Annotated in this window: 19 protein-coding genes; 2 read left to right on the top strand and 17 right to left on the bottom strand. The window is 38.2% G+C overall.

All coding sequences use genetic code 11. The features are described from left to right. Positions 1-11: 11 nt before the first annotated feature. From SCACP_RS08845 to SCACP_RS08785, 13 genes are all read right to left on the bottom strand, one after another. Positions 12-359, bottom strand: coding sequence for a HEPN domain-containing protein (locus SCACP_RS08845; RefSeq protein WP_425061366.1), 348 nt, complete (start codon positions 357-359; stop codon positions 12-14). A gap of 35 nt (positions 360-394) precedes the next feature. Continuing rightward, a complete protein-coding gene (locus SCACP_RS08840) occupies positions 395-751 on the bottom strand; it encodes a nucleotidyltransferase domain-containing protein (RefSeq protein ID WP_425060966.1) in 357 nt (118 codons plus the stop codon). Between the two features lie 202 nt (positions 752-953). Continuing rightward, positions 954-1,433 (bottom strand): Fic family protein, encoded by a 480-nt coding sequence (locus SCACP_RS08835; protein WP_425060965.1) that lies wholly within the window; start codon positions 1,431-1,433, stop codon positions 954-956. Positions 1,434-1,477: 44 nt separating this feature from the next. Continuing rightward, the gene (locus tag SCACP_RS08830) at positions 1,478-1,684 is read right to left on the bottom strand and encodes a hypothetical protein (RefSeq protein WP_425060964.1); all 207 of its coding nucleotides are present in this window, start codon (positions 1,682-1,684) and stop codon (positions 1,478-1,480) included. Positions 1,685-1,791: 107 nt separating this feature from the next. Then, positions 1,792-3,210, bottom strand: a complete 1,419-nt coding sequence (brxL, locus tag SCACP_RS08825) for a BREX system Lon protease-like protein BrxL (RefSeq protein ID WP_425060963.1) — start codon at positions 3,208-3,210, stop codon at positions 1,792-1,794. Between the two features lie 14 nt (positions 3,211-3,224). Continuing rightward, entirely contained in the window at positions 3,225-5,582 is a 2,358-nt protein-coding gene (locus SCACP_RS08820; protein WP_425060962.1) for a PglZ domain-containing protein, read from the bottom strand. A gap of 10 nt (positions 5,583-5,592) precedes the next feature. Then, a complete protein-coding gene (locus SCACP_RS08815; protein WP_425060961.1) occupies positions 5,593-9,711 on the bottom strand; it encodes a hypothetical protein in 4,119 nt (1,372 codons plus the stop codon). 11 nt (positions 9,712-9,722) lie between these two features. After that, positions 9,723-10,175: an AAA family ATPase gene (locus tag SCACP_RS08810; protein ID WP_425060960.1), complete on the bottom strand. Its 453-nt coding sequence runs from the start codon at positions 10,173-10,175 to the stop codon at positions 9,723-9,725. 9 nt (positions 10,176-10,184) lie between these two features. Next, positions 10,185-10,985, bottom strand: coding sequence for a DUF4007 family protein (locus SCACP_RS08805; protein ID WP_425060959.1), 801 nt, complete (start codon positions 10,983-10,985; stop codon positions 10,185-10,187). Next, positions 10,969-12,591, bottom strand: a complete 1,623-nt coding sequence (locus SCACP_RS08800) for an Eco57I restriction-modification methylase domain-containing protein (protein WP_425060958.1) — start codon at positions 12,589-12,591, stop codon at positions 10,969-10,971. Before SCACP_RS08800 ends, SCACP_RS08805 begins: the two co-directional genes overlap by 17 nt. After that, on the bottom strand, positions 12,531-14,237 hold the full coding sequence (locus SCACP_RS08795) for a hypothetical protein (protein WP_425060957.1): 1,707 nt from the start codon (positions 14,235-14,237) through the stop codon (positions 12,531-12,533). The genes SCACP_RS08800 and SCACP_RS08795 overlap by 61 nt, the downstream gene beginning before the upstream one ends. A gap of 34 nt (positions 14,238-14,271) precedes the next feature. Continuing rightward, on the bottom strand, positions 14,272-14,949 hold the full coding sequence (gene radC / locus SCACP_RS08790) for a RadC family protein (RefSeq protein ID WP_425060956.1): 678 nt from the start codon (positions 14,947-14,949) through the stop codon (positions 14,272-14,274). A 501-nt stretch (positions 14,950-15,450) separates the two neighbouring features. Next, a complete protein-coding gene (locus SCACP_RS08785; RefSeq protein ID WP_425060955.1) occupies positions 15,451-15,726 on the bottom strand; it encodes a LysM peptidoglycan-binding domain-containing protein in 276 nt (91 codons plus the stop codon). 442 nt (positions 15,727-16,168) lie between these two features. Between SCACP_RS08785 and SCACP_RS08780 the strand changes: the two genes are divergently transcribed. Both SCACP_RS08780 and SCACP_RS08775 read left to right on the top strand, forming a co-directional pair. Beyond that, positions 16,169-16,327 carry a hypothetical protein gene (locus SCACP_RS08780; protein ID WP_425060954.1) on the top strand — a complete coding sequence of 53 codons (159 nt, stop codon included), beginning with the start codon at positions 16,169-16,171 and terminating at the stop codon, positions 16,325-16,327. 32 nt (positions 16,328-16,359) lie between these two features. Further along, positions 16,360-17,886 (top strand): recombinase family protein, encoded by a 1,527-nt coding sequence (locus SCACP_RS08775; RefSeq protein ID WP_425060953.1) that lies wholly within the window; start codon positions 16,360-16,362, stop codon positions 17,884-17,886. 35 nt (positions 17,887-17,921) lie between these two features. Here the strand turns inward: SCACP_RS08775 and SCACP_RS08770 are convergent, their stop codons facing one another. From SCACP_RS08770 to SCACP_RS08755, 4 genes are all read right to left on the bottom strand, one after another. Then, the gene (locus SCACP_RS08770; protein WP_425060952.1) at positions 17,922-18,293 is read right to left on the bottom strand and encodes a PIN domain-containing protein; all 372 of its coding nucleotides are present in this window, start codon (positions 18,291-18,293) and stop codon (positions 17,922-17,924) included. Then, complete coding sequence (locus SCACP_RS08765; RefSeq protein ID WP_425060951.1) at positions 18,280-18,528, bottom strand: hypothetical protein; 249 nt, start codon at positions 18,526-18,528, stop codon at positions 18,280-18,282. Before SCACP_RS08765 ends, SCACP_RS08770 begins: the two co-directional genes overlap by 14 nt. A 197-nt stretch (positions 18,529-18,725) precedes the next feature. Continuing rightward, a complete protein-coding gene (locus tag SCACP_RS08760) occupies positions 18,726-19,823 on the bottom strand; it encodes a S1C family serine protease (protein WP_425060950.1) in 1,098 nt (365 codons plus the stop codon). A 228-nt stretch (positions 19,824-20,051) separates the two neighbouring features. Further along, the gene (locus SCACP_RS08755) at positions 20,052-20,639 is read right to left on the bottom strand and encodes an AAA family ATPase (RefSeq protein WP_425060949.1); all 588 of its coding nucleotides are present in this window, start codon (positions 20,637-20,639) and stop codon (positions 20,052-20,054) included. Positions 20,640-20,749: the final 110 nt, after the last annotated feature.

Genomic DNA, 20,749 nt, shown 5'->3' with positions numbered 1-20,749 from the left:
TTGCTAACTATTTATAGTTGTGTGAGCTTAGCCTTTATAATTGCGATAAAGCTAGTCGCATTTTCTAATTGCTGCTGAGCTTCATCCCGCCCTACCACATAAAAATCGTCATAGTCAGTCTTATTTCTTACGCGAAAAGCATTTGATAACATCTGATAATAGGTGGCCTCAATCTTACCTGTCGCTATGTAATGCTGGTTAAAATATCCGATTATAGTAGAGTGCCGTTTAGAATCAAAACTATCTAGAGCCAATAGTGCCCTTGTAGCATGGAACATTGCGTAATATGAGCGGTTAATGGAATTTGCTAAACGATCTTCTTCATAAGCATTCCGAGAACTCGGCCAGACATTCCTCAGCTTTATTTAGCCTATACTTCGCTAATTCTATCATTTCAGCTTGCATAAAACTCTATCCCCTCCGTTTTAACATTTCGGTAAAACGGCAGGTATGGAACCCATCTTTGAAAATGTTGATAGTTCTTATCAATAATTGAGGGAAGAACTCCGTACCTGATTGAAATATCGGTCATGAGCTCCGCTATCCTGCTATTGTATTGCTTTAGATCGTTATCATCAATATCGACAAGCACCATAATATCCATATCTGAATATTCGTCTTGCTCGCCACGGGCGTAAGAACCGAAGAGTATGACCTGGCGTAAAGAATCGCCAAACAAATCTTTCATCCCTACAATTATTTCGCTCATAATTAGGTTAACGCGGGACTGTTGTTCAGTAGCTATGGCCATATCCATCACCCCTCTATCACTTAACGTGCGTAATAGTATTATAACACAGTTTGACCAACCTAATTGAATTAGTTGAACGCCTTGCCCACCATATAAGGCGCCTCAGTTAAGAACACCATTGCTATAATATTATTTTACCAGAAAAAACCATTAAAATATACTCTTGGAACCGTACCCCTTCTTGACCATGCGTAATTTCAGCTTATCTAAACAGTTGCAGGTAGTCCTTCTGAGTTTGTAGTACCCTTTCAGCAATAAACCGCCGGAAGTCAGCATCATCGGTATGAGCCTTTTCCAAACTGCTGATATATTCCGCCCGGGCTATTGGCGGAATTATGACTATTAAATACCCAGCCTGAAGCAATACCAGGTTAGTTAATAGTCTGGCTACCCGGCCATTGCCGTCAATAAATGGATGGATAAACACAAAATCCTTATGCACTTGCGCTGCAAACTCCACTGGATGCAGCTTTTTTCTTTGTTCGGGCAGTGATTGAAGCCATTCCGCCATTAACTTTGGAACGTCTGGCCAATCAGGAACAGAATACTGTGAGCCGCTTATAAATACACGTTGGCGGCGGTAGCACCCCGCCTGCGCATCGTCGATTTGATGATAAAACATCCGGTGTAACGCTAAAACGTCCTGCTCAGTGAACAAATTCTGCTTTATGAGCGAAAACATGAAATCATATGCCTGACTATGTCCTAGGGCCTCCAGATGATCCCTTAGCGGTTTACCGCCGATTGTAAGCCATCTTCTAATACGACTTTTGTCTCAGTTTCGGTAAGAGAGTTCCCTTCAAGCGCATTGCTGCTGTAGGTTAACCCAATTCGATAATATGCCTTAAATTGACTTAGCATTGGCTCGTCTAAAGGACGGTGCTTGTTTATTTCTTGTTGAAGGCGGTCAATTTTATCCAACATTTCTTTCATTCTTCTCCCCCCGTCGTTACGTGATCTGAAGGCTAGGTGCTGTTTTCACCCCTTCGGGGCTACTTCATCTTACAAATTACTATTTACTGGCGGCAGTTCAAATGGAATTATTCTTCTATAACCTTAATATTAACCTTAGCATACTCTCTATCCATCTTATAAAGCTCATCCCGAACCCTTTGCCTTAATTCTACCGCCGGTTTGACACAATATTTTATGAATTCTTTATCGGTAAGCTTCAAATCAGGAAACAATATTTTTAAATAAGCTGTAGCAAGTCTAACTATGGCCTTTCTGTCCCTCAAATCGTTACAGTCTCTAAGCTTCATATTTAAATTGACATAGTCTGTATATTGCGGCTCGCTTCTCAGCAGATGTAGAACTTCGGAGAAAAAGTCTCCTTTAAACCCAAAGTACTTTGAAGGAGTATCTTTTGAAATTCGGGGCATCAACCAGCCTGCTATGATACCATGCAGTCTATCAATAAATGCCGTTTCTTGGAGAAAATTGGGGATTTCCTTAAAAATACCTTCGTCCTGATAGACAGGTTGATGCTGCTCATCTAAGGTAATGTTTCCCAGCATAACAAATCCTGCTTCAGCACTAGCCTCTGTATTACCTCTACTGAACCTTCCGGCTTCAAGATATACTTTCAAACCGGCAATCAGCTCACCAGTAGAGTCCCCTTGTACACTTTGGACTTCATCCAAAATCACAACATCATACCTGGTTACAATACCTGGTGTATTAGTCCCGTTGTGATGGAACATAACGGCAGGAGAGATTTTTCCACCGCCAATAATCCTAGCATACCTTGAAACATTTCCGTAAACAAATGATTTTCCAGTTCCTTTTGGCGCAAGCTCAACAAGGTTAATTCTTGGTTCAACCAAGGGGAGAATCCTGGTAATCAGCACATTCTTCTGTTCATCAGTGTAAATGGCAGGATTGAACCCCATGCTTGAAATAATTAGATCAATCCATTCTTCGGTAGTAAAATTTGTTCTACATTCTTTATAATAATCCACATCCACGCTACCGACTTGAAAAGGTTTGAAGTCACGCATCCAGAGTTGACCTTTTTCATTTGGGGATGAAGGCGGTACATAAAATAAATCAGCGACCCCCCAGACACCGCTGCTAAGCAAAAGATTATTTTTATCTACAATTTCATCACTTATAAATGCATCATTCATGTCTAGAAACGGAATCTTTAAGGTTCGCTTACCGCTTTTCAAGTTCACCGAAACGCTATAATCATCTAGCAATTTAACATTTTCCATATTGAGTAACCGATGCTTTACTTCTTCTTTTTGTCCTTTTTGAGGTAAAAACCTGTTAACAAACGCCGATATCTTATTTCTCGACTCTTCTGTAAGTTCTCCATCTACCAAGAAATTGTATAGTATCCATTCCCCAACATAGGCAGGTATAGCCCTTGAAGAAAAACCAGCCTTATGAATAAGACTTTTATTAATGATTACATCGCCATAATAATCAAGTGCTTTTTGCTCAAAGGACAACATAAAAATCCCCTCGCTTAAAACATATCTTCAAAATTCATAGTATTTTGTTGAATGCTTCTAATGATGATCGGAAGATTGATCTCCTGTTCATACTCTTTCCCTAGAAACTTATAAGCTACATTTACAATTAACAAAGCATTATCAGATCCGCCTTTTGTAAATTTAACATCATCAAGAGATACTTCTACCACTGAAAGCTTATCTAACCTGCTGACTTCAATTAACTTCGATGCTGCCCTGATATCCATATTCATTATTCTAATTGTCAAATCAGTGATAGCATAATCATTAGGATTCTTAACACTGAACTGGATTTTCGACTTGGCTGATAGTCTAAATTCATTACTTAGCAGAGTGAGTATTATATCTTCAGCCTTCACTTCGATACGTTCAAATTTCAACAGTGGTACAATCTGTTCTTCGGGCGTAATGCCTCCGTGAACATAATGATCGTCAGTATCCTTAAACCTATAGTAACGGCGTGCTACCAGATAATTTTCTTTTGTTCCAAACCTATTTTTATCCAATACATAGCAATATTGCTCTATGCCGCTATGTAAATTCTCCATATTATTATCAGCTATGACAACATACCTATGATCTGCTTTATCAGATTTTCCCTTATAATAAGTCGGTTCAATCATGTTCTCTTGTGCAGTTAATATTTTGGTACTGCCATGATCGGAAACAACATATACTTTCAACTTATTTTCATAGCCAATTCTTTTAGCAAATGCTGCTATTTGCTGACATAAAGCAGCTAACTCATTTTTTACTTTTGTTCTTGTCGATAAAGCTGAATCTTGTTGCTTTTCATGTAGTATGGTATCAATTTTGAGATAGTTAAGAAAAATAATATCCGCTTGTTTGGTATTTATTTCTGTCAATTCACCGATATTTTTCAGATACTGTACGCTTTTCCCCAGCATCCTTTCCCATTTTTTGGCCTCGTATTCATAGTTGATTCCCTTTTTGCTGTTATACGGCTCGCCTGTAAAAATAGATTGCTTCGAGACTTCAGTAACAGTCGGCAGCATAGCTAGTAAGGGTGTTTCATCAACAGTCTGATAGCCTCTGGTAAGAAAATATTCTTTCAGCAGTTCCACGTATTTATAGTTAAAGTTGTCAATTACTACAATTAAAGACAGCTCATTATTGGCCAGCTCTTTATTTAAAATAGATACTGTGTTAAATAGCATATTTTTCCCTGAAGATAAAAGCAGACTATAGTTCTGATAAATCCAATCGCCGTAAGCAGCAGAATAACTGTCAATTACTTCGTCCATGTTATTATTGTCTTCCATCCAAAATCGATATGACAAATATTGTTGTTTAGACCAAGTGAGCCATTCCTCTATACCAAAAGTTGTGTCCGGCGGAACAGGCTTAGGCGGAGGAATAATATCATTCAGTTTTTCGTCGTAATCTGGAACAACATACTCTATATACCGGAACTTATGTAACGCCTTTTTTAATAATTCCCGATTAATAATCGTAACATTACTCTTAAATATCTTTAAGATATACTCGAATTCCTCAAGAAAATAGCCGGAAACTGTATTCACTAGACTGGCTATATTGTCATATTCTAAATCTTTATCCGGCAATGAATGCAAAAATATTTGAATCTCTTTCCGTATTCTGGAATAGTCTACATTTTCATTATAAAACTCAACATCCTTAAAACCCGCCCTTTCAAAATCAAGTGCAATATCTCCAAGTACTGCCTTTGAAATGGCAATAGGATATTTAGCGACCGGTATATACTGGCTTAATGCCTCATAGAGCTTATGTGGATTGGCAGCAAAAGCGTCAATAATATGGTCAATCCAATGTTCTGATGCGTTTTTTTTCCAACATTCTACTCTACGCATAAAAACCTTGTTGACAAGACCTATTTTTCTATTTTGTTCTAATAAGCCATAATCCAAATTATCAAGTATGGTTAATAATTTTCTCCATGGAAACTTTTCAAAAGCCAGATCATCTCCGACATAGTTGGCCATTATGAACGATTCAAAATCCATTCCAGCATATAAATGGGAGGATTCTCTTTGTTTTAAAATACCAGAAGCCACAATATCAATGTCACTAATATATTCTGGCACGTTAATTCCGTACGATTTTACAAATTCATTTCGAGGAGAATAAACAGACAGTTCAATACGTTCCTGACCATAATTTTTTTGCATCTTACTAAAGCATTCAAGACAATACCTGTTCTTAACTAATACTTTTATTTCCTGGTCAGCATAAATCGCCTGTTGTATAGCCTTGTAGGCATCTACATAATCCTTGGGCTTGGCAACTACAATCCCCTCGAAACTTTCCAGAATACTGTTTGTATCAGCGTATATATAAACCTTGCCCAAAATATTTCACCTACAGTTCTTTTTTAATCTCATCCAAGCATTGCCGTAGGATGTCCTTATTAATATTGTATTTTTCCATAGATTTACTAAAAAGACTTAACAAACAGCGTTTCATACTTTCTTTATCTTTCGGCAACGTTACTTCAACTTTCGGTTCATCGTATTCACGTGTAGCTGTCTGCCCTGTCCCCCACAGTGACTCCATTTTATGTTCGGGTTTTTTATAGTTTACCTCATATTTTTTTTCTTCATTTTCCAGGATTATTGTTATAACCTTGCTATATCTTCCCTCTTTATCAGCGGCCGCAAACTTTACAGTTTTATTTTCGCTGGTTTCAAAAACATAAGAATCTTGCTTTATTTCGCGTTGAGCATCCTGATTTGTCGGAATGTCACCATTAGACGTAATATATATCTTTTCGTGCTGCGGCAGCGGTTTAATGGTAAGGACTGCATTTTTACGATAGTAGATTTTTATAGTATCAGATTTAATCTCTTGTTTTTTTACATCTTGTCCAGCCACTTCATATTCTGGTGGTTCCACTACAAACACATTTTCTTCAATGTGTTTTTTACCAAGGCGAATTTTTTCAATGTAAACGCTACGCTTGTCAGTAGTCCAGTTCCTAACTGCTCCTAGCTTATAGCCCTTATCTCCCGGCAATTTTACCATCAATAATTCTTCCAACGTGTCACCTTTTCCGAAGGTCTGTATTATAGGCTTACTGTTATCATTATGTAAATCATAACAAATGCCTATTTCCTTTTGAACGTCCGAAAGATCTTCATACCACCGGTTAATCTTTGCTAGTATTGCATCGTATGTAGTATCAGTAATAGCAAAAATATTCTTTACTTGTCCGACAATATCATTTCTGACGGTTTCATAACCTGATTCGATATATTCCTTATCTTTTCTTAGTTTTTGAACGATATCGGTTGCTTGTTCCTCCAGTAACAGATCGTCCCGATCATAGCCATAAATGGTTTTCATTTCTTCTAAAACAAATTCTACCGGATTATAATTGTCAATTCGCTGGAACACGTCCAAAAATGCTTTAGTACTCTTATCATTATAGATATCTTTGACTTTGGCGATAGCAGGCAACCCTCTAAACCACGCCCTGATCTTATCGTAAAGATCGTTTATTGATACCTGGTCTTTTAGACTGGTGTCATTGTTTACAAAAATTGGTTTAATCATTTTGATAAAAGTCTGGTCTTTTTCTGATATGTCTTTATAAATAAGCACAGCATTCTTATACTTTTTGTGATAAATAATATCCAATAGGTCATCATAAGAAGATGGCCGCAAGCTGCCGATTTCACTTATATCTGGCTTAATATGCACACTTTCCTTGAAGTATCTGAGCATTGCAGCAAAATACAAAATAACCGCATTATACCCTAAACCATATTGAGTAATAAACCGGTCAATTAACGGTACAATGCTAACTTCGCCATTTGATCCCTTTACTTCGTCAATCAAAGCAGCAAGCGCCGGCAGAAGGCTTTTATATTTTTCGGGCTTTAACTCCAATTGACACAGCGTCTTATCACCTTGAGCAGCAGTCTTTACAATTACACCCTGATGGTGCAACACTTTTTCGATATATCGCTTATCGCCTCTGTCAGCTGCCAAGTTAGCCCGGTAACCAAATTCTCCTGAAAAGTCCAACAGATTTTCAACCGCCTCTTTCAATGCGGTGTTTTTCCTTTCTTTAAATTCATGGCAATGGTTCAAATCCTCATGCTTTACCTTATTTCGTTTCGCTTCGTAGATATCTTCCAGTATTTTGCCGGCTGCTTTGTTATTATCCAGGTTGTTTCGGGTTATTTCCGCGCCATTTACACCATAGTATACAAGATTGCGCGAAGAAATGTATTTGTATAAAGCCGTTTCAAGCAGCCTATCGTAATTCTTGATATACTCTTTTAATACTCCTATATCTTGGGTGGAAAAGCTATCTGTATTAATATTCATACAGGCCTTTAAAGAAAATATCAAATCAAAAACAGGGATTTCTTCCGTAGGAACGCCAATTAGTACAGTATTGTATTTATTCTTAACTGCGACATTTGCAGCGCGCCGCAAATCATCAACGGACTCACAAATAACGTAAACAACCGCCGCCTCATAGCCATTTTTGACGTCGGCTCTGGCCTTTTGAACGCTTTGGTCTATATCAGCAAGAAAACCGTCAGACTCAATCTCCTTAACAGTGGCAAAAAATCTTTTCAGTCTTTTATCTTCATTATAAGTGGCGTTATATTCTTTCGGCTGAAGATACTCTTCATTCTTAAAAAACTTTTGCGTGCCCTTGATATCAAGATTCTTAATAAGCTCTTCCTTTAATTCTTTTATAATATCAACAGGGATATTGTCTGGATTTTGTTTGTATTCCCGAATTAAACCACTAATATCCTGAGCGTCACTCTTCCTGAATTCGTAACAGCCGTTGGTGTCATTGAGGTAGATGATCTTGAGCTTATTGGCATTTTTCAAATATGCTTCCAGTTGTTTTTCTTCATTTTGCGTATTGATATTTAAGCCAAATTTTAGGTTTTCGAAGTTAACAGGCACACCAATGATGTTATAGATAATCATAGTATGCAAAATCTTGTCATAGAGGATATGCTCAATATCAAGCTCTTGCTTGCTGTGCCTGTGCTTATTGATTTCTCTTACCGATGTTTCATAATCTTTGACCATGTCTTTGACGTTGGATCGCAATTCTGTATTGTCAGTGGTAATCTTACTGCTAAAATAATCAAATAACAAATCAACCGTATAGAGCTGTAATTCTCCATTCTGTCCGATAATAGAATGATTACGAATAAACCAGTCATAAGAACCTTTATCTTGCTTTTCGTCAGCAAAAAAAGTAAAGACTGATCTGTTATTAGAGCCCACGTCAGAAGCCAGTTTCAACAGGCTATAGGTTGCCATAGGATGCATGGGATAGATGTTTTCAATAATTTTTTTCCGCCGTTTGGGGGCAGAAAGCCATGCGAAAATCCCCTGCGACTCACACTTGGAGGCAAGGGTGTTAAACACATTTTTATTCGGTTCAACTTCATTTTGCCAACCGGCAGAAGTTTTGTCCGGTATAACGATAGCCGAAATAATATCTTCAATGCCCTGAGTTTCCAGCGGTATTTCTTTCACCCTGTCGCTGGCCACTTTGAAATCAGCATCATTGTATACGTTCTTATAACTTAAAAACGAGCGGTGAATGGTAGCAATAAAAACGGTAATGAACCCACTGGCAAAAGAGTTTTCGCACATCTCGCCAAATTTTTGAAAGCCGGTGGGATCAAACCTTTTATTCTTAATTTGGTTGTCGAATTCGTCAAACAAAATGGCAATGCCTTTGAATTTTTCTTTAATTACTTTGCTGTTAGCCATTTGCTTGATTATATCAACAAGGTTGTCTTTTTCATAGTCAAAATCAGCTGTAGTTATATCTTTATGCAGCTTTTTAAATATTTCAATAGCTTCCTTGCTACAGTCATTCAATCCTTTACGGAATTTGGCCATAGTCCAAGTTGGGTAGTTATTCTCTAGACACTGTTCAAACTCGCTATAAAAATGCGGATGTTTATCTTCCCAGAGTTCCAGCTTTTTCAAAGCTTGCAAATAATGGCTGTCCAGTTCCTCAATATTAATACCTTCTCTTTCCAATGCATCTTTGATAGAGCGTAAGATAATTGTTTCGAAACTGGACTCAAGTCCGTAATCGCAAATACAGACCAAATACCTTCCCGCTTTTCTAATATTTTTTAACAGGTCTGCTTTTTTGACCTGTTCTTCCTCTTCCGCTTCGGCATAATTGCGGAAGAACTGCTCCATTTCGGGCATATCGGATGGACTTTCCAGATAATTTGCCGTCATTAGGCATAAGTGGGACTTACCGGTGCCATACGAGCCTGACAGAATAAAACAGCGTTTTGAATCCTTCTTATAGATTCCCTCGGCCATGATTTCAAAAGCCTTGCGGTGAGCCTGAATCGGTTTATAGTGCGACATTCTTTCAATATTTTGGCTGCGGTTTTCAAACTCTTCTTTTAACTTGACTTGTGCTGAATAACCGCCCTGTATTTTAACAATCTCCTTAATTGCCGTCACTGGAATACCCCCTATTCCACGTCATATATACTGAAGACCCTTTTTTGTCCTTGACTGCTGGCAAAATCAGCCTGCAGTATCGCTTTGTTGCCTTGTAAGATAAAGCAATATGTTGCTTTGTTCTCATCTCTGGCGACAAATTTTAAAAAATTGCCCAATTGTGAATCGTCCCAGGCATTGATCAAAAAATCCATATTATCAACAATGATAAAACTATTAGCATCACTCTTCGTTCTCAGGTACTTTTTCAAATCCTGGGGTTCAAAAATATCGATAGAATTTTTGATTTTGCTGTCATTGATAAAATCCGCGAGTAAATCTATATATGTTGCATTTAGTTTGTCGGCCAGTTTTTTCGCCATTTGTGTTTTCCCTGATAAAGCCGGCCCATGAATAATGAAGTGCTTATAGCGTTCTTTGCCTTGATTGGCAACAAAGTTTATCATATTAATTTTATTACTCATAACCTATCCTCAAATGCTCTTATAGTACTCTTCCATAACACTTTCGACTGTCAAATCATTGCCCAGCCGCACCTGGTCAAGATCCGCCCGGGATTCCAGACCAAGTAATCCGAGGTTTTTTAAATGCTCCAGTTTATTTCTTATGTAGCTTTCGTCAAGGAAACATATACGGCCAGGCGAATTGTCTGAATGGCATATGTCTTTTATAGAAATTGTTGTGGAACCAGCGTAATATTTGTCTCTAAAGTATATAATGGAAGAAAGCAATATTAAGTCAGGTATATTTCCATTTCTGTTATAGGAATAGCCCTTATCTGAAGAACTAATAAGATCAATTAACGAAAACCGCTCTCTCAAATAGGTGTCGATAACCATTTTTATTTCTTTTCGAACGTTTCTCTCGAATGTGTAATCTGATACTTGAGTTTTTATGTCCTCAAAATAAGTTACCATTGTTTCTCTATCTTTAAAATCATTAGAAAGAATATTATTGAACAATCTATTCCAAATAACAAGATGCTCTTTACTAGATATGATATAATGTAATGTCCAAAGAGTACCCTTAGTTTCTAAAAAGCCATCATATTTACGCATTATTTCTCCTAGTCTAGTTAACTTAAAAGATCTCCTAACTGCTAGCTCACATTCAGTTAGAAAAGTGAGCAATATTTTTACCTTGCTTTCATTATAGGCTGTCATACTTATTATTTCTTCTAGATCTTTAGGTTTTTCTACTATTGCATTAAACACGTTAGCAATTTCTATGAACGAAAACTTAAATCCGCGGATAAAGTTAATTTTTAGTTTCACTTATTAATTCCCCTTCATCGTCACCCATTCGGAAGCGAGTGTCATAATTAACTATAAATTTAATTTCACGATCAGAAATCCCATAAATTTCACCTAGTAAATGGTCTATCTCATCGATAATATGTTTACTGTACCTTGGTCTGAACTCATAATACCTAACTATCCCTGTTCTTCCTCCAAGATTAACTGTTTTATCTGAAGAATGATACCTATAACTTTTCATTAGTTGCTCTGCAAGAAAATCAAGTCTACCAGTATTTATTTGATCAAAATCATTTATATCAAAAGGAAAATCTTCAATATCCTTTCTTAAGAAATGTCTTTCGTCAGACATTAGCAACCAGTACCAATAAAACAATGAAGAGTTAATTAAGCATACAATAATGTTTGGATCTATGTCTTCAGTAAAGTAAATGCTTTTGTATTCACTTGATTGACTAATTCCTTTTCTCTCACTATAAAATTCAGGAATATAGTTAAAAGCTTTTAGCCAATATCTTACGGCACCATGATAACATATTGAATTATTGCTGATTTTGCAGACATAATCCTTTATCTTCTTTTTCTTACTATACAGTTTGTTTAGTATATCAATCTCTATAGCTGAGCCGACTTTTGGAACAACCTCAAGATTAAAGCGTTCTTTGCAATCATTAAGCGAGAATTGCAAACAGTCAAATAGTTTTTTTCTTTCTCTAGCATACCACCTGATGTATCCAGTTGTATAAATTGAGCTACTCGAACCTTCGATAAGTTTTTTTCCAAAAAAAATACAAATACGCTGTTCAACATTTTTAAATATTTTAGCAGGTCTAATTGCAAAGCTACTAATATATACTTCCTTTTCTTCGGTCATAAAATTTTGAAGACTTGACATTCTAGGAGTATACATGCTAGATAATGGGACAATAAATCCGAAATACCCAGAATTTTTTAAATTATCTATAGAGATTTCCATCATAAACGAGTACAAGTTTCTAGTGTTAATCGTCCTTAAATTCAAATACTTATATTCCTCAGCGGTAACATCTACATACGGCGGATTCCCTATCGCAATATCAAACCCCCAACGAAGAAATACCTCAGGAAACTCAAGCTCCCAATGAAAAAACTTTTTATCTTTCGCTATCTGCCAAAGACCTTCCATATCAGGTTGATCAAAATCGCTAATATCGTCGCTTCTGAGTAAGCTGGCAAACTGGTACTCATCTTTAATCCCACCCGCATATTGACTGGCTAGATAATAATCATATTTCTTTTTAATCAGCTGGAGCATAGACTGAATCTCGTTATAAATTTCTTTTTGTTTTTCTACATCTTCCTTTGTCGCACTGCCGATTTCATTAAGGGTATTATATCTGCTAATAACCGGACCCATAATTTGTTGGTATGATGTTTCAAAGAGCGGTCCTACTTGCGAACTTGTTTTGACCTGATGCCGGTCTGTACCGATGATACTGTTTCCTTCCTTCAGATGGTGATCAATGAAGGACAAAGCTTTATCTTTGGCAGCGGAAATAAGCCAAAGAGACAGCTTGGCCAGTGTCACTGCCAGCCCGTGATATCTATCCCGTAAATGCATTTTTCCACTACTTTCCGTTTCCAATAGCCAATATCTACCGGAATATACTCTTCAGATTCCCAGTCGTTTGCGCATAATATGTCTACAATGCCATTAGCCATCCTGTACGCGGCATTCACCAGAAAATGGCCGCTGCCCATGGCGCTGTCAATGACGGATAAGCTAAGAATCCTTTCACGCACGAAAGCAAGCGTTTCTTCATCAATTGCCTGCTGAATTCTTTTTCTTCCGGATTGTGTTGGCTCAACACCAAGCTCATCATATTTATTTTGCAGCTGTTTTTTTAATTTCGCCTGAAGTTCTTCCAGTTTTTTGCCCACCGTATTTCCGACAATATACTCCACCACATCTTCGGGAGTATAATAGGCGCCGGTATCTTTTCTCTCAGTAGCATCCTGTGACAAATAGATATCGCCTTTTTCGATGATGTTGGGCTCATCTGACTTTTTTAATGTAACGTCGCTGGTTTTAAAGTACTGAGTTTTACCTTTGGCCGTACGCTTTACCATTTGCTCATCAGCGATAAACAAGTTAAACTCCAGCAAACCTTCATAAATGGAGCCCAAATTTCTGACGGAAAGATCTTTATATTCGATTTTTTCATCATATGTATTGGTCTTTTTGTCTTTTTTATAAGCAATTTCCGCCAAACATTTCATCAGCCATCCATTGGCTATTTTATACTCCCTGAGAATTGGTTTATCATCATTATTAAACAGGCCGCCGTTATAGGTACGATCAACATAAATACGCAAATGCTCGTCCAACCTGTCCCAAAACTCAAAGCCGTTTTTATATTCATTGGCGCTTCCGGCGTTCAGAATATCTTTTGCTTCGGCACAGAGCCTGAAAAAACTGTTTCGGCTATAGTCCGTATCCGCTGCATCACAAGGCAACAGCCCCCTGGATTCTGCATAGCCGAAAAATAGCATACGAAACAGCAGCGTGATAGCATCCTGATAAATCATCCGGCACGTTGCGCTGTCATAGGTTTCCCTATCCATGTTTTCCTTTAATCCGTAACAAATATCTTTCAGAATTTCTTCCGCTTTGCCCCGCAAAAAGTCTTCTACCTGCTCCGCTTTCTCATCAGACTTGTCTTTTATTTTTTCAATAGCCAGTTCACCATCTTCAAGGTAATAAGTCCTGGCGTTAAAAAACAAATGAAATAAGGTAAATGCTTCATCCGGCGCTTTATTGTTTTTCAAGCTGTTTTCAATATTCACTTCCAAATAATTCTCATAGGGACTGACGTTTTTTACATGATAAAGCCGCCATTTGTAACCATTGGTAAGCATGGCCCATTCAGTGCCTTGCTCTTTAGCCGTTTTTACTGTTTTGTAAGCGTAATATCGTCCCTTGATAGTTGAATTCAAGTCAGTACCTTTATCAGTAGCATATAATACCGCCACCGGTTTATCGCCTGATGCCGGATTATTGGTATACAATGTCATTATATTATTTGTTGCGGCTTGATACTTAAAACCAACGGTATCTAAAACCGGGCAAATATAGTCGCTGAACCAATTACTCTTACTACATTCATCATGCCAGTCCTTTACCATCTTATAGCTAAGTTCAACACCCTGGCCTATCAGATTCTTCTGCATCCTAATATACTCTTTAACGTAAGTTTCGGAAAACAGATAATGATTATCGAAATAACTCATTATTCCACCTCAAGACATTTTTCATCTGTATAATTTATAGCAAGCCGTTTTCGGCAAAGCTAAAATATCTGTCACCGGCAACAATAATATGATCAGCCACATGAATTTCTATCGCTTCCAGAGCGGTGACAATCCGCCTGGTCACTTCTTTATCGGCTCCCGACGGCTGCAATGTGCCTCCCGGATGATTATGCGCTAAAATCACAGAATTAGCCTGATGTCGAAGTGCCGTTTCCACAATTAATCTCGGATATACCGGCGCTTCGTTGATCGTTCCTTCATGAACCAATGCAGCATAATTGACCCTGTTTTGCGCATCCAAACATATAAGATAAAAAACTTCATAAGTCCTGCCCACAAATAGAGAAACCGCGTATTCACCTGCCTTGGATGAGCTTCTTAACACAGGCTTTTCGCCCCATTTGCCTTTGAAATACCGCCGTGCCAATGATGGGATTAGGGAAACAAGGATTGCCGTATTTTCACTAACTCCACATCTTTTGCATATATCTTGAGGATCAGCTTCAAAAAGGCCTGCCAGTGAGCCAAACTCGCGAATCATTCGGTGAGCCAATTCATTGGTATCCTTCATGGGTATACAATAGAATAGTAGCATTTCTAATACTTGATGATCTTCAAAAGTGTCAAGTCCTTCCGATAAATATCTGGCCTTTACTCGCTGCCTATGTCCTTCATGTAGATTCTTAGCCATAAACACCCCATAGATTTTACTTAAGTTAAAATGAGATTTACTTACACTTTGGCTTTTAGTTCAAAATATTGTTGTTCTATTATGACAATAATTTTTACAATGGGAATAAAGCCAAAAATAAACACGATACAGCGCCAGTATACGGTTGTTGGGTAGAATCAAGTTATTAGCATCATATGAAACTATTATAATATTTGTATGATAATTAATAAAGACCTGAGGCAATCAGGTCTTTTAGTTTCCAAAATATTGCATTTCTACGTACAAAATCGGTGACAAAAAGTATACTTTTTTTATGGGTTTATAAATAGATTTACTACTGCTATGCCCCTAACATAAGTGACTGATATTGTCGTGTAGGAAGAAGTCGTCTTAATCGAGATTCCGTGTAGAATAATCTGGCACATTGTTGAATAATCTTCATCATAACCGGCTCCGGAATATCAATGCCTTCTTCAAGAGGAGCAGTTTCAATCCAAGCTTGCTTGGCATCAATTTTTCTTATCGTTCAAATTTTTTTACCGGCACTCTCAATGCTTGTCCTGGATGAACCCGAGCATTGTTATCTAATTTATTTATCTTCCTAATTTCAAACACAATTTCCCTTACGTCGTCTTTATCTGTTGCGTATTTAGCAGCAATTTGCCAAACTGTATCCCCTGGTTTTACATATACCGTCTCATATGTATTGGTGTCAACAAAAGCCAGAGAAATAGCCAACGGAGTAATAGCCAATAAAATAAGAACTAAAGATATGATCAAAGTTATCCTTCCCATAATTTAAACACCTCACTGAACTTATGTTCGGTTGCTTTTATTTTAACACAATACATATGTTCGCCGCAAGTATGTTCGGCATAATTTCCGAACTAACGTTCTTTTTCCCGCCGTTTTATAATACATTGCGTTGAGGTGATAGAAGTAATGTTGAGTCTTTAAAACTAAAATTGGAATAGGTTATCTATCTTATTTAAGCAAAAGATTAAAATCATCAGTAAACAATTTAAGTTTTTCCTTAGCCTGTTTAGGATTTTATTGAGCAATACCCCTCTGACTAAAGCAGATTAACCCATAATGCATTCCTGAGAAAATGATGAAGCCAATACTAATAATGGGAGAGTGCGATTATGGTTACGAGAAAAATATTATAGATTTTCCGATAAAATCCCGACAATCAGACAACCATCGCCTGCATACGATTAATCGAGGTGATGGGACGATGACCAAAAAGAATAAGCTAAAGAAAGATACGAGCCCTGTCATCAAAATAACCTTGTTAAATTATGACCCCGCTATACATGACGAATATAGCAAAAAATTTATGTCGCCACTTATTGAAGGTCTACTGAAACGCATGCAATTAGCCCAAGCTGAGTAAATCGAATATGAAGGATTAAGGACGTGTTAACTATGAATGCAGCGATATATGTCCGTGTATCTACAGATCAACAAGCCGAAAAAGGCTATTCAATAGATACTCAATTAGAAGCTTGTCGAAAGTATGCTCTTGAATTAGGGGCGACAACTATCGAAGAATTTGTTGATGATGGCTATTCAGGCGAGTTTATTGATCGCCCGGCATTAGCCAACCTGCGGGAGAAACTGGCAAGAAAACAATTTGATGTAGTAATTGCCTATGCACCTGACCGGCTAGCCCGTAAAACAATTCATCTTCTCATTATATCTGAAGAGATAAGCAAGGCCGGAGCTATGCGGAAATTTGCGTCAGTAAACTTTGAATCAACCTCCGAAGGCGAGCTGATGTACAAATTCCAAGGCATAGTGGCCGAATACGAAAAGGAAAAAATCAAAGAACGGACTATGCGTGGTAAACGCGGCAAAGCTGCAAAAGGTCTCGTTATAAATAATGCCAAGCCATTTGGCTATACCTTCGATCCTGACAAAAGTACCTATGTCATAAATGAAGCTGAAGCCGAAATCGTTAGAATGATCTTTGACTTCATAGTTAAAGAAAAAATGGGCACAGCACGGATATGTAAAGAGCTTAATGCTCGTGGTATCCCTTCTCCCCGCGCCAAAAAAACTTGGATTGTTTCTAGCATACATAGAATATTAACCAACACCATTTATAAAGGCATTATCTTCTCTATGAAATACCGATATGAAAAAATTGGTTTAAACAAAAAGAGACGAACTCTTCGGCCAGAATCAGAGTGGATTCCAATACACGTGCCGGCAATTATTGACGAAGTCACCTGGCAAGCTGCACAAAAACAACTTCATGAAAACAAAGACTTTGCCAAACGCAATTTAAAGCATGATTACCTCTTAAATGGGCTTGTCACTTGTGCTAAATGTGAACGAGCTATGGTAATCTCCCATTCTGGCTGCAATAAACTCATAAGTTATTACGCCTGCCTAAGCCAAAAAAGCTCATCCTACGTTTATTCCGGGCAAAAGCCCTGTACAGCCAGGCAAGTTCCTACTAAACTACTGGATGAATATGTTTTTGATTACTTGATGGAACTCTGCCACAATCCTGACAAGATTGCCGAGTATATTCAGGCTGTATCCGAACGGAAAGATATCAAGAAACATAAAATTGCGCTCGATCAAATAAGCAAAGCCGAAAAAGAACTACTGCAACAAAAAGATACGGTACTCCGCTGGTTCCGGCAAAAGATGCTGACTGAAAGTGAAGTTGAAAGCCAATTAAAGGATATTCGTAAACAATTAGCCGACATCGCTCAAATGAGGAAAACGTATGAAGCAAAATTGGCTGCTATCGCCCCTACCCGATCTGTTGCCGAGATTGCCGCTACAATTAAGCTCAATCTTGGCAAAGACAGTTTTACCATAGAAGAAAAAAGAGCCGCATTACGGTCAATCCTGGACAGGGTTATTATTGAACGAGTTGACAACACCCGCGGCCGCGGTAGCCGTCCCGAAATCAATGTTCAGCTTAAACTAAAATGAACCCAGGGATCTCTAGGTTCTTCACTTTTGTTAAGCTATGATTGAGCAATGCATTTCTCTAGCTTTTTATCAAAAGTATAAATGGTATGATCCGCTATCTTATGGTAAGCATACAATATCGTATCAACGATATCAAATGTTCTTGTTTTATACAATTCTAAAGCTGCTGCTATCAGATTTTTATCTGCAACTTCAATATTATCATATGACAGCAATTCCATAATCGCATCGTAAATAGCGGCTCTTTCAACTTTATATATTTTTTCCAAAACATAAACAACTTCAACTAACACCTCATTGGGTATATATACAGAATAGTTTTCAACAATATCGGTTGCCCTTGTAGCTAACTCTTCTTCGTCATTTAATAAGTACCGGAGAATAATATTGGCGTCAACGATGTTCATGTTTTTCTATCACCGCTTCCGCCCAAGCTGTAGACTCTTTTTCAATGAAAGCAGCGTTTTTGTACTTAGCTAAAAAGCCTCTTGCACGTTTAGTTTTTTCAATTTGGTTAACGGCTGTGGTATTATCATCTAAGGAAAAAACCAAGATTTCAACTTTTTTATTCTTTAAGCTTTCAGGAATATCAATAATTCCGGCTAATACATTGCTGTTAACGATTTTTCTCACAAATGGCACAGTCGCTCATCTCCTCACCATGGTAGGCTTATGAAAAGGAAGCTTATGCTTTGAGTATACCACAATGCATGCTGCCTTTCTACTCACTAGTTTTATACCGGTTTGCTCCAGGTTTTTCACCTAGATGATATGCAGAATACGAACAAAGAGCCTTCCTATAAATGACTTACAGAAAGGCTCTTGTTGTTCTATTTTCGTTAATTTGGCATTTCTTTTACAACCGGGCTAACGGTCAAGGTTCGGCCGTTCCGGATAATTACGACATCCACTTTGCTTCCTACCGGTATACTGTCTAAAGCGCTCCGCAAATCAGCCACACTATTAACATCTACTCCGTTTATTTTTACAATGATGTCACCTTCTTGAATACCAGCCTGATATGCCGGTCCATTCTTTTCCACGCGGGCTATATATACACCATGGTCAAATTCCAGATCATAGCCGTTACGAAGCGCCGATTCCCGGTCGAGTATTCCGACGCCAAGATAAGCCCGGACAACTTTACCATTCTCGACAAGCGACTGTAAAATCGGCCGCGCAGAATTAATTGGAATGGCAAAGCCCATACCCTCGACTCCTTCTTTCGCAATCTTAGCACTATTAATACCGATTACCTGACCGTCGGCATTAACCAATGCTCCACCGGAATTACCCGGATTAATAGCGGCATCAGTCTGTATAAGCTTAAATTTGCGGTCACCGACTTCAATAGTCCGGTTCAAAGCACTGATTACACCTACAGTCACACTGCCGCGAAATTCCAAGCCTAACGGATTACCGATCGCTATAGCCGGTTCGCCAACCATTATCAAATCAGAGTCACCAAAAGTCACCGACGGCAAACCGGCAGCGTCCACCTTGACTACGGCTAAATCGGTTGCCGGGTCCACACCAACAACCTTTCCGCTCATTGTCCGGCCGTCAGTAAGGGATACAGTAATATCTTGCGCCCCTTCGACAACGTGGTAGTTTGTTGCAATATATCCATTCGGATCAAAAATAACCCCGGAACCTACTCCTTTTTCCACAAGTACTCTTTGATCAAAGTTATCCCGCATATACGCTTTATTAGTAATGCCGACAACCGCCGGGCCAACATTTTTAACCGCCTGAACGACAAATGTATTACGGGCACCTGATGGCACCGTACTTTCAACAGCAGGCGGCGCTAAATTCGGTAGCGGCGAGGCCTTGACATAGTTCATCATATATAGGCCACCAATAAGCAATCCAATAACTAAAATAGTCAATCGTTGTAACCAGTTATTCACAATATCTGCCTCCTTAGCTTCCATTCATCAATAATCATATAGAACTATCAGCACTACTCCCTCACAACTCAGGCATTTGAGGATTATTAAAGGTTAACCTTTGGCCTAAAACGCTGATATTCTATAGTTGACTTAATAAAGAAAATTTTTTCTAGACTTAGTGGTCATTATAAAATTAAAATATGACAAAATTATGACAATCGTATTAGAATAGACTCAAACCTGAGCGTTGTCGGGGGTTTTCCGCTTTCATTATTTACTGATTTGCTTCCACGGTTTCACCATACAGTCAATGGCTTCTTTCCCGAAATCTTTTTCGCCGCCCCGAGCTAGCGAATAAGCTTCATCAATAAATAATATACCGCCATAAGCTTTTTTCAATTGTTCCCGTGTTTTCTGGGCAGTATGGCCAATATATTCCCCTACTAAATCAGCCCGTTCTACTTCAATTAAGTGACCGCGTGACAGCACCCCCATTTCGCGAAAAACCTTACCCATTATTCTGGCTACTGTTGTTTTACCAGTTCCCGGGTTTCCTTTAAAAATCATGTGCAATACCATCGGTTCAGTGTTTAAGCGTTCTCTTTCCCGGCGCTTTTGTATTTCAATAAATGCATATATTTCCCTGACCAGCTTTTTTACTTCCGCAAGCCCAATAAGATTATCAAGCTCATTCAAAATGTTTTCAATACGTTGCTCTACACCATTGTGCAGACTGTTAGCATCACAATTAGTAAGATTGGCATTGTCTAATTCGCGAAGCTTCCTAAAAGCTTCTAACGGGGACATTTGTCCGGATTCAATTGCTAGTAATACATCTTCAGGCCACAGGTAAGCCATAATCTCACCCCACCCCAGGCTTCGTGATATATATTATACGCCTAAGGCGGTAATTGGTGATTAATCAGCCGCCAATAAATAAAAAGTACCCCGAGTAAAATTATTCTCGG

It is taken from the genome of Sporomusaceae bacterium ACPt, assembly GCA_041428575.1.
Classification (GTDB): domain Bacteria; phylum Bacillota; class Negativicutes; order Sporomusales; family Sporomusaceae; genus Sporomusa_D; species Sporomusa_D carbonis.
This window is presented reverse-complemented; position numbering and strand designations above follow the sequence as displayed.

Bases quoted from the DNA above. Each gene is read 5' to 3' on its own strand.
- SCACP_RS08840 (WP_425060966.1), bottom strand. From the start codon at position 751: ATGGCCATAGCTACTGAACAACAGTCCCGCGTTAACCTAATTATGAGC.
- SCACP_RS08835 (WP_425060965.1), bottom strand. From the start codon at position 1,433: ATGTTTTCGCTCATAAAGCAGAATTTGTTCACTGAGCAGGACGTTTTA.
- SCACP_RS08830 (WP_425060964.1), bottom strand. From the start codon at position 1,684: ATGAAAGAAATGTTGGATAAAATTGACCGCCTTCAACAAGAAATAAAC.
- brxL (WP_425060963.1), bottom strand. From the start codon at position 3,210: ATGTTGTCCTTTGAGCAAAAAGCACTTGATTATTATGGCGATGTAATC.
- SCACP_RS08810 (WP_425060960.1), bottom strand. From the start codon at position 10,175: ATGAGTAATAAAATTAATATGATAAACTTTGTTGCCAATCAAGGCAAA.
- SCACP_RS08795 (WP_425060957.1), bottom strand. From the start codon at position 14,237: ATGAGTTATTTCGATAATCATTATCTGTTTTCCGAAACTTACGTTAAA.
- radC (WP_425060956.1), bottom strand. From the start codon at position 14,949: ATGGCTAAGAATCTACATGAAGGACATAGGCAGCGAGTAAAGGCCAGA.
- SCACP_RS08785 (WP_425060955.1), bottom strand. From the start codon at position 15,726: ATGGGAAGGATAACTTTGATCATATCTTTAGTTCTTATTTTATTGGCT.
- SCACP_RS08780 (WP_425060954.1), top strand. From the start codon at position 16,169: ATGACCAAAAAGAATAAGCTAAAGAAAGATACGAGCCCTGTCATCAAA.
- SCACP_RS08775 (WP_425060953.1), top strand. From the start codon at position 16,360: ATGAATGCAGCGATATATGTCCGTGTATCTACAGATCAACAAGCCGAA.
- SCACP_RS08770 (WP_425060952.1), bottom strand. From the start codon at position 18,293: ATGAACATCGTTGACGCCAATATTATTCTCCGGTACTTATTAAATGAC.
- SCACP_RS08760 (WP_425060950.1), bottom strand. From the start codon at position 19,823: ATGGAAGCTAAGGAGGCAGATATTGTGAATAACTGGTTACAACGATTG.
- SCACP_RS08755 (WP_425060949.1), bottom strand. From the start codon at position 20,639: ATGGCTTACCTGTGGCCTGAAGATGTATTACTAGCAATTGAATCCGGA.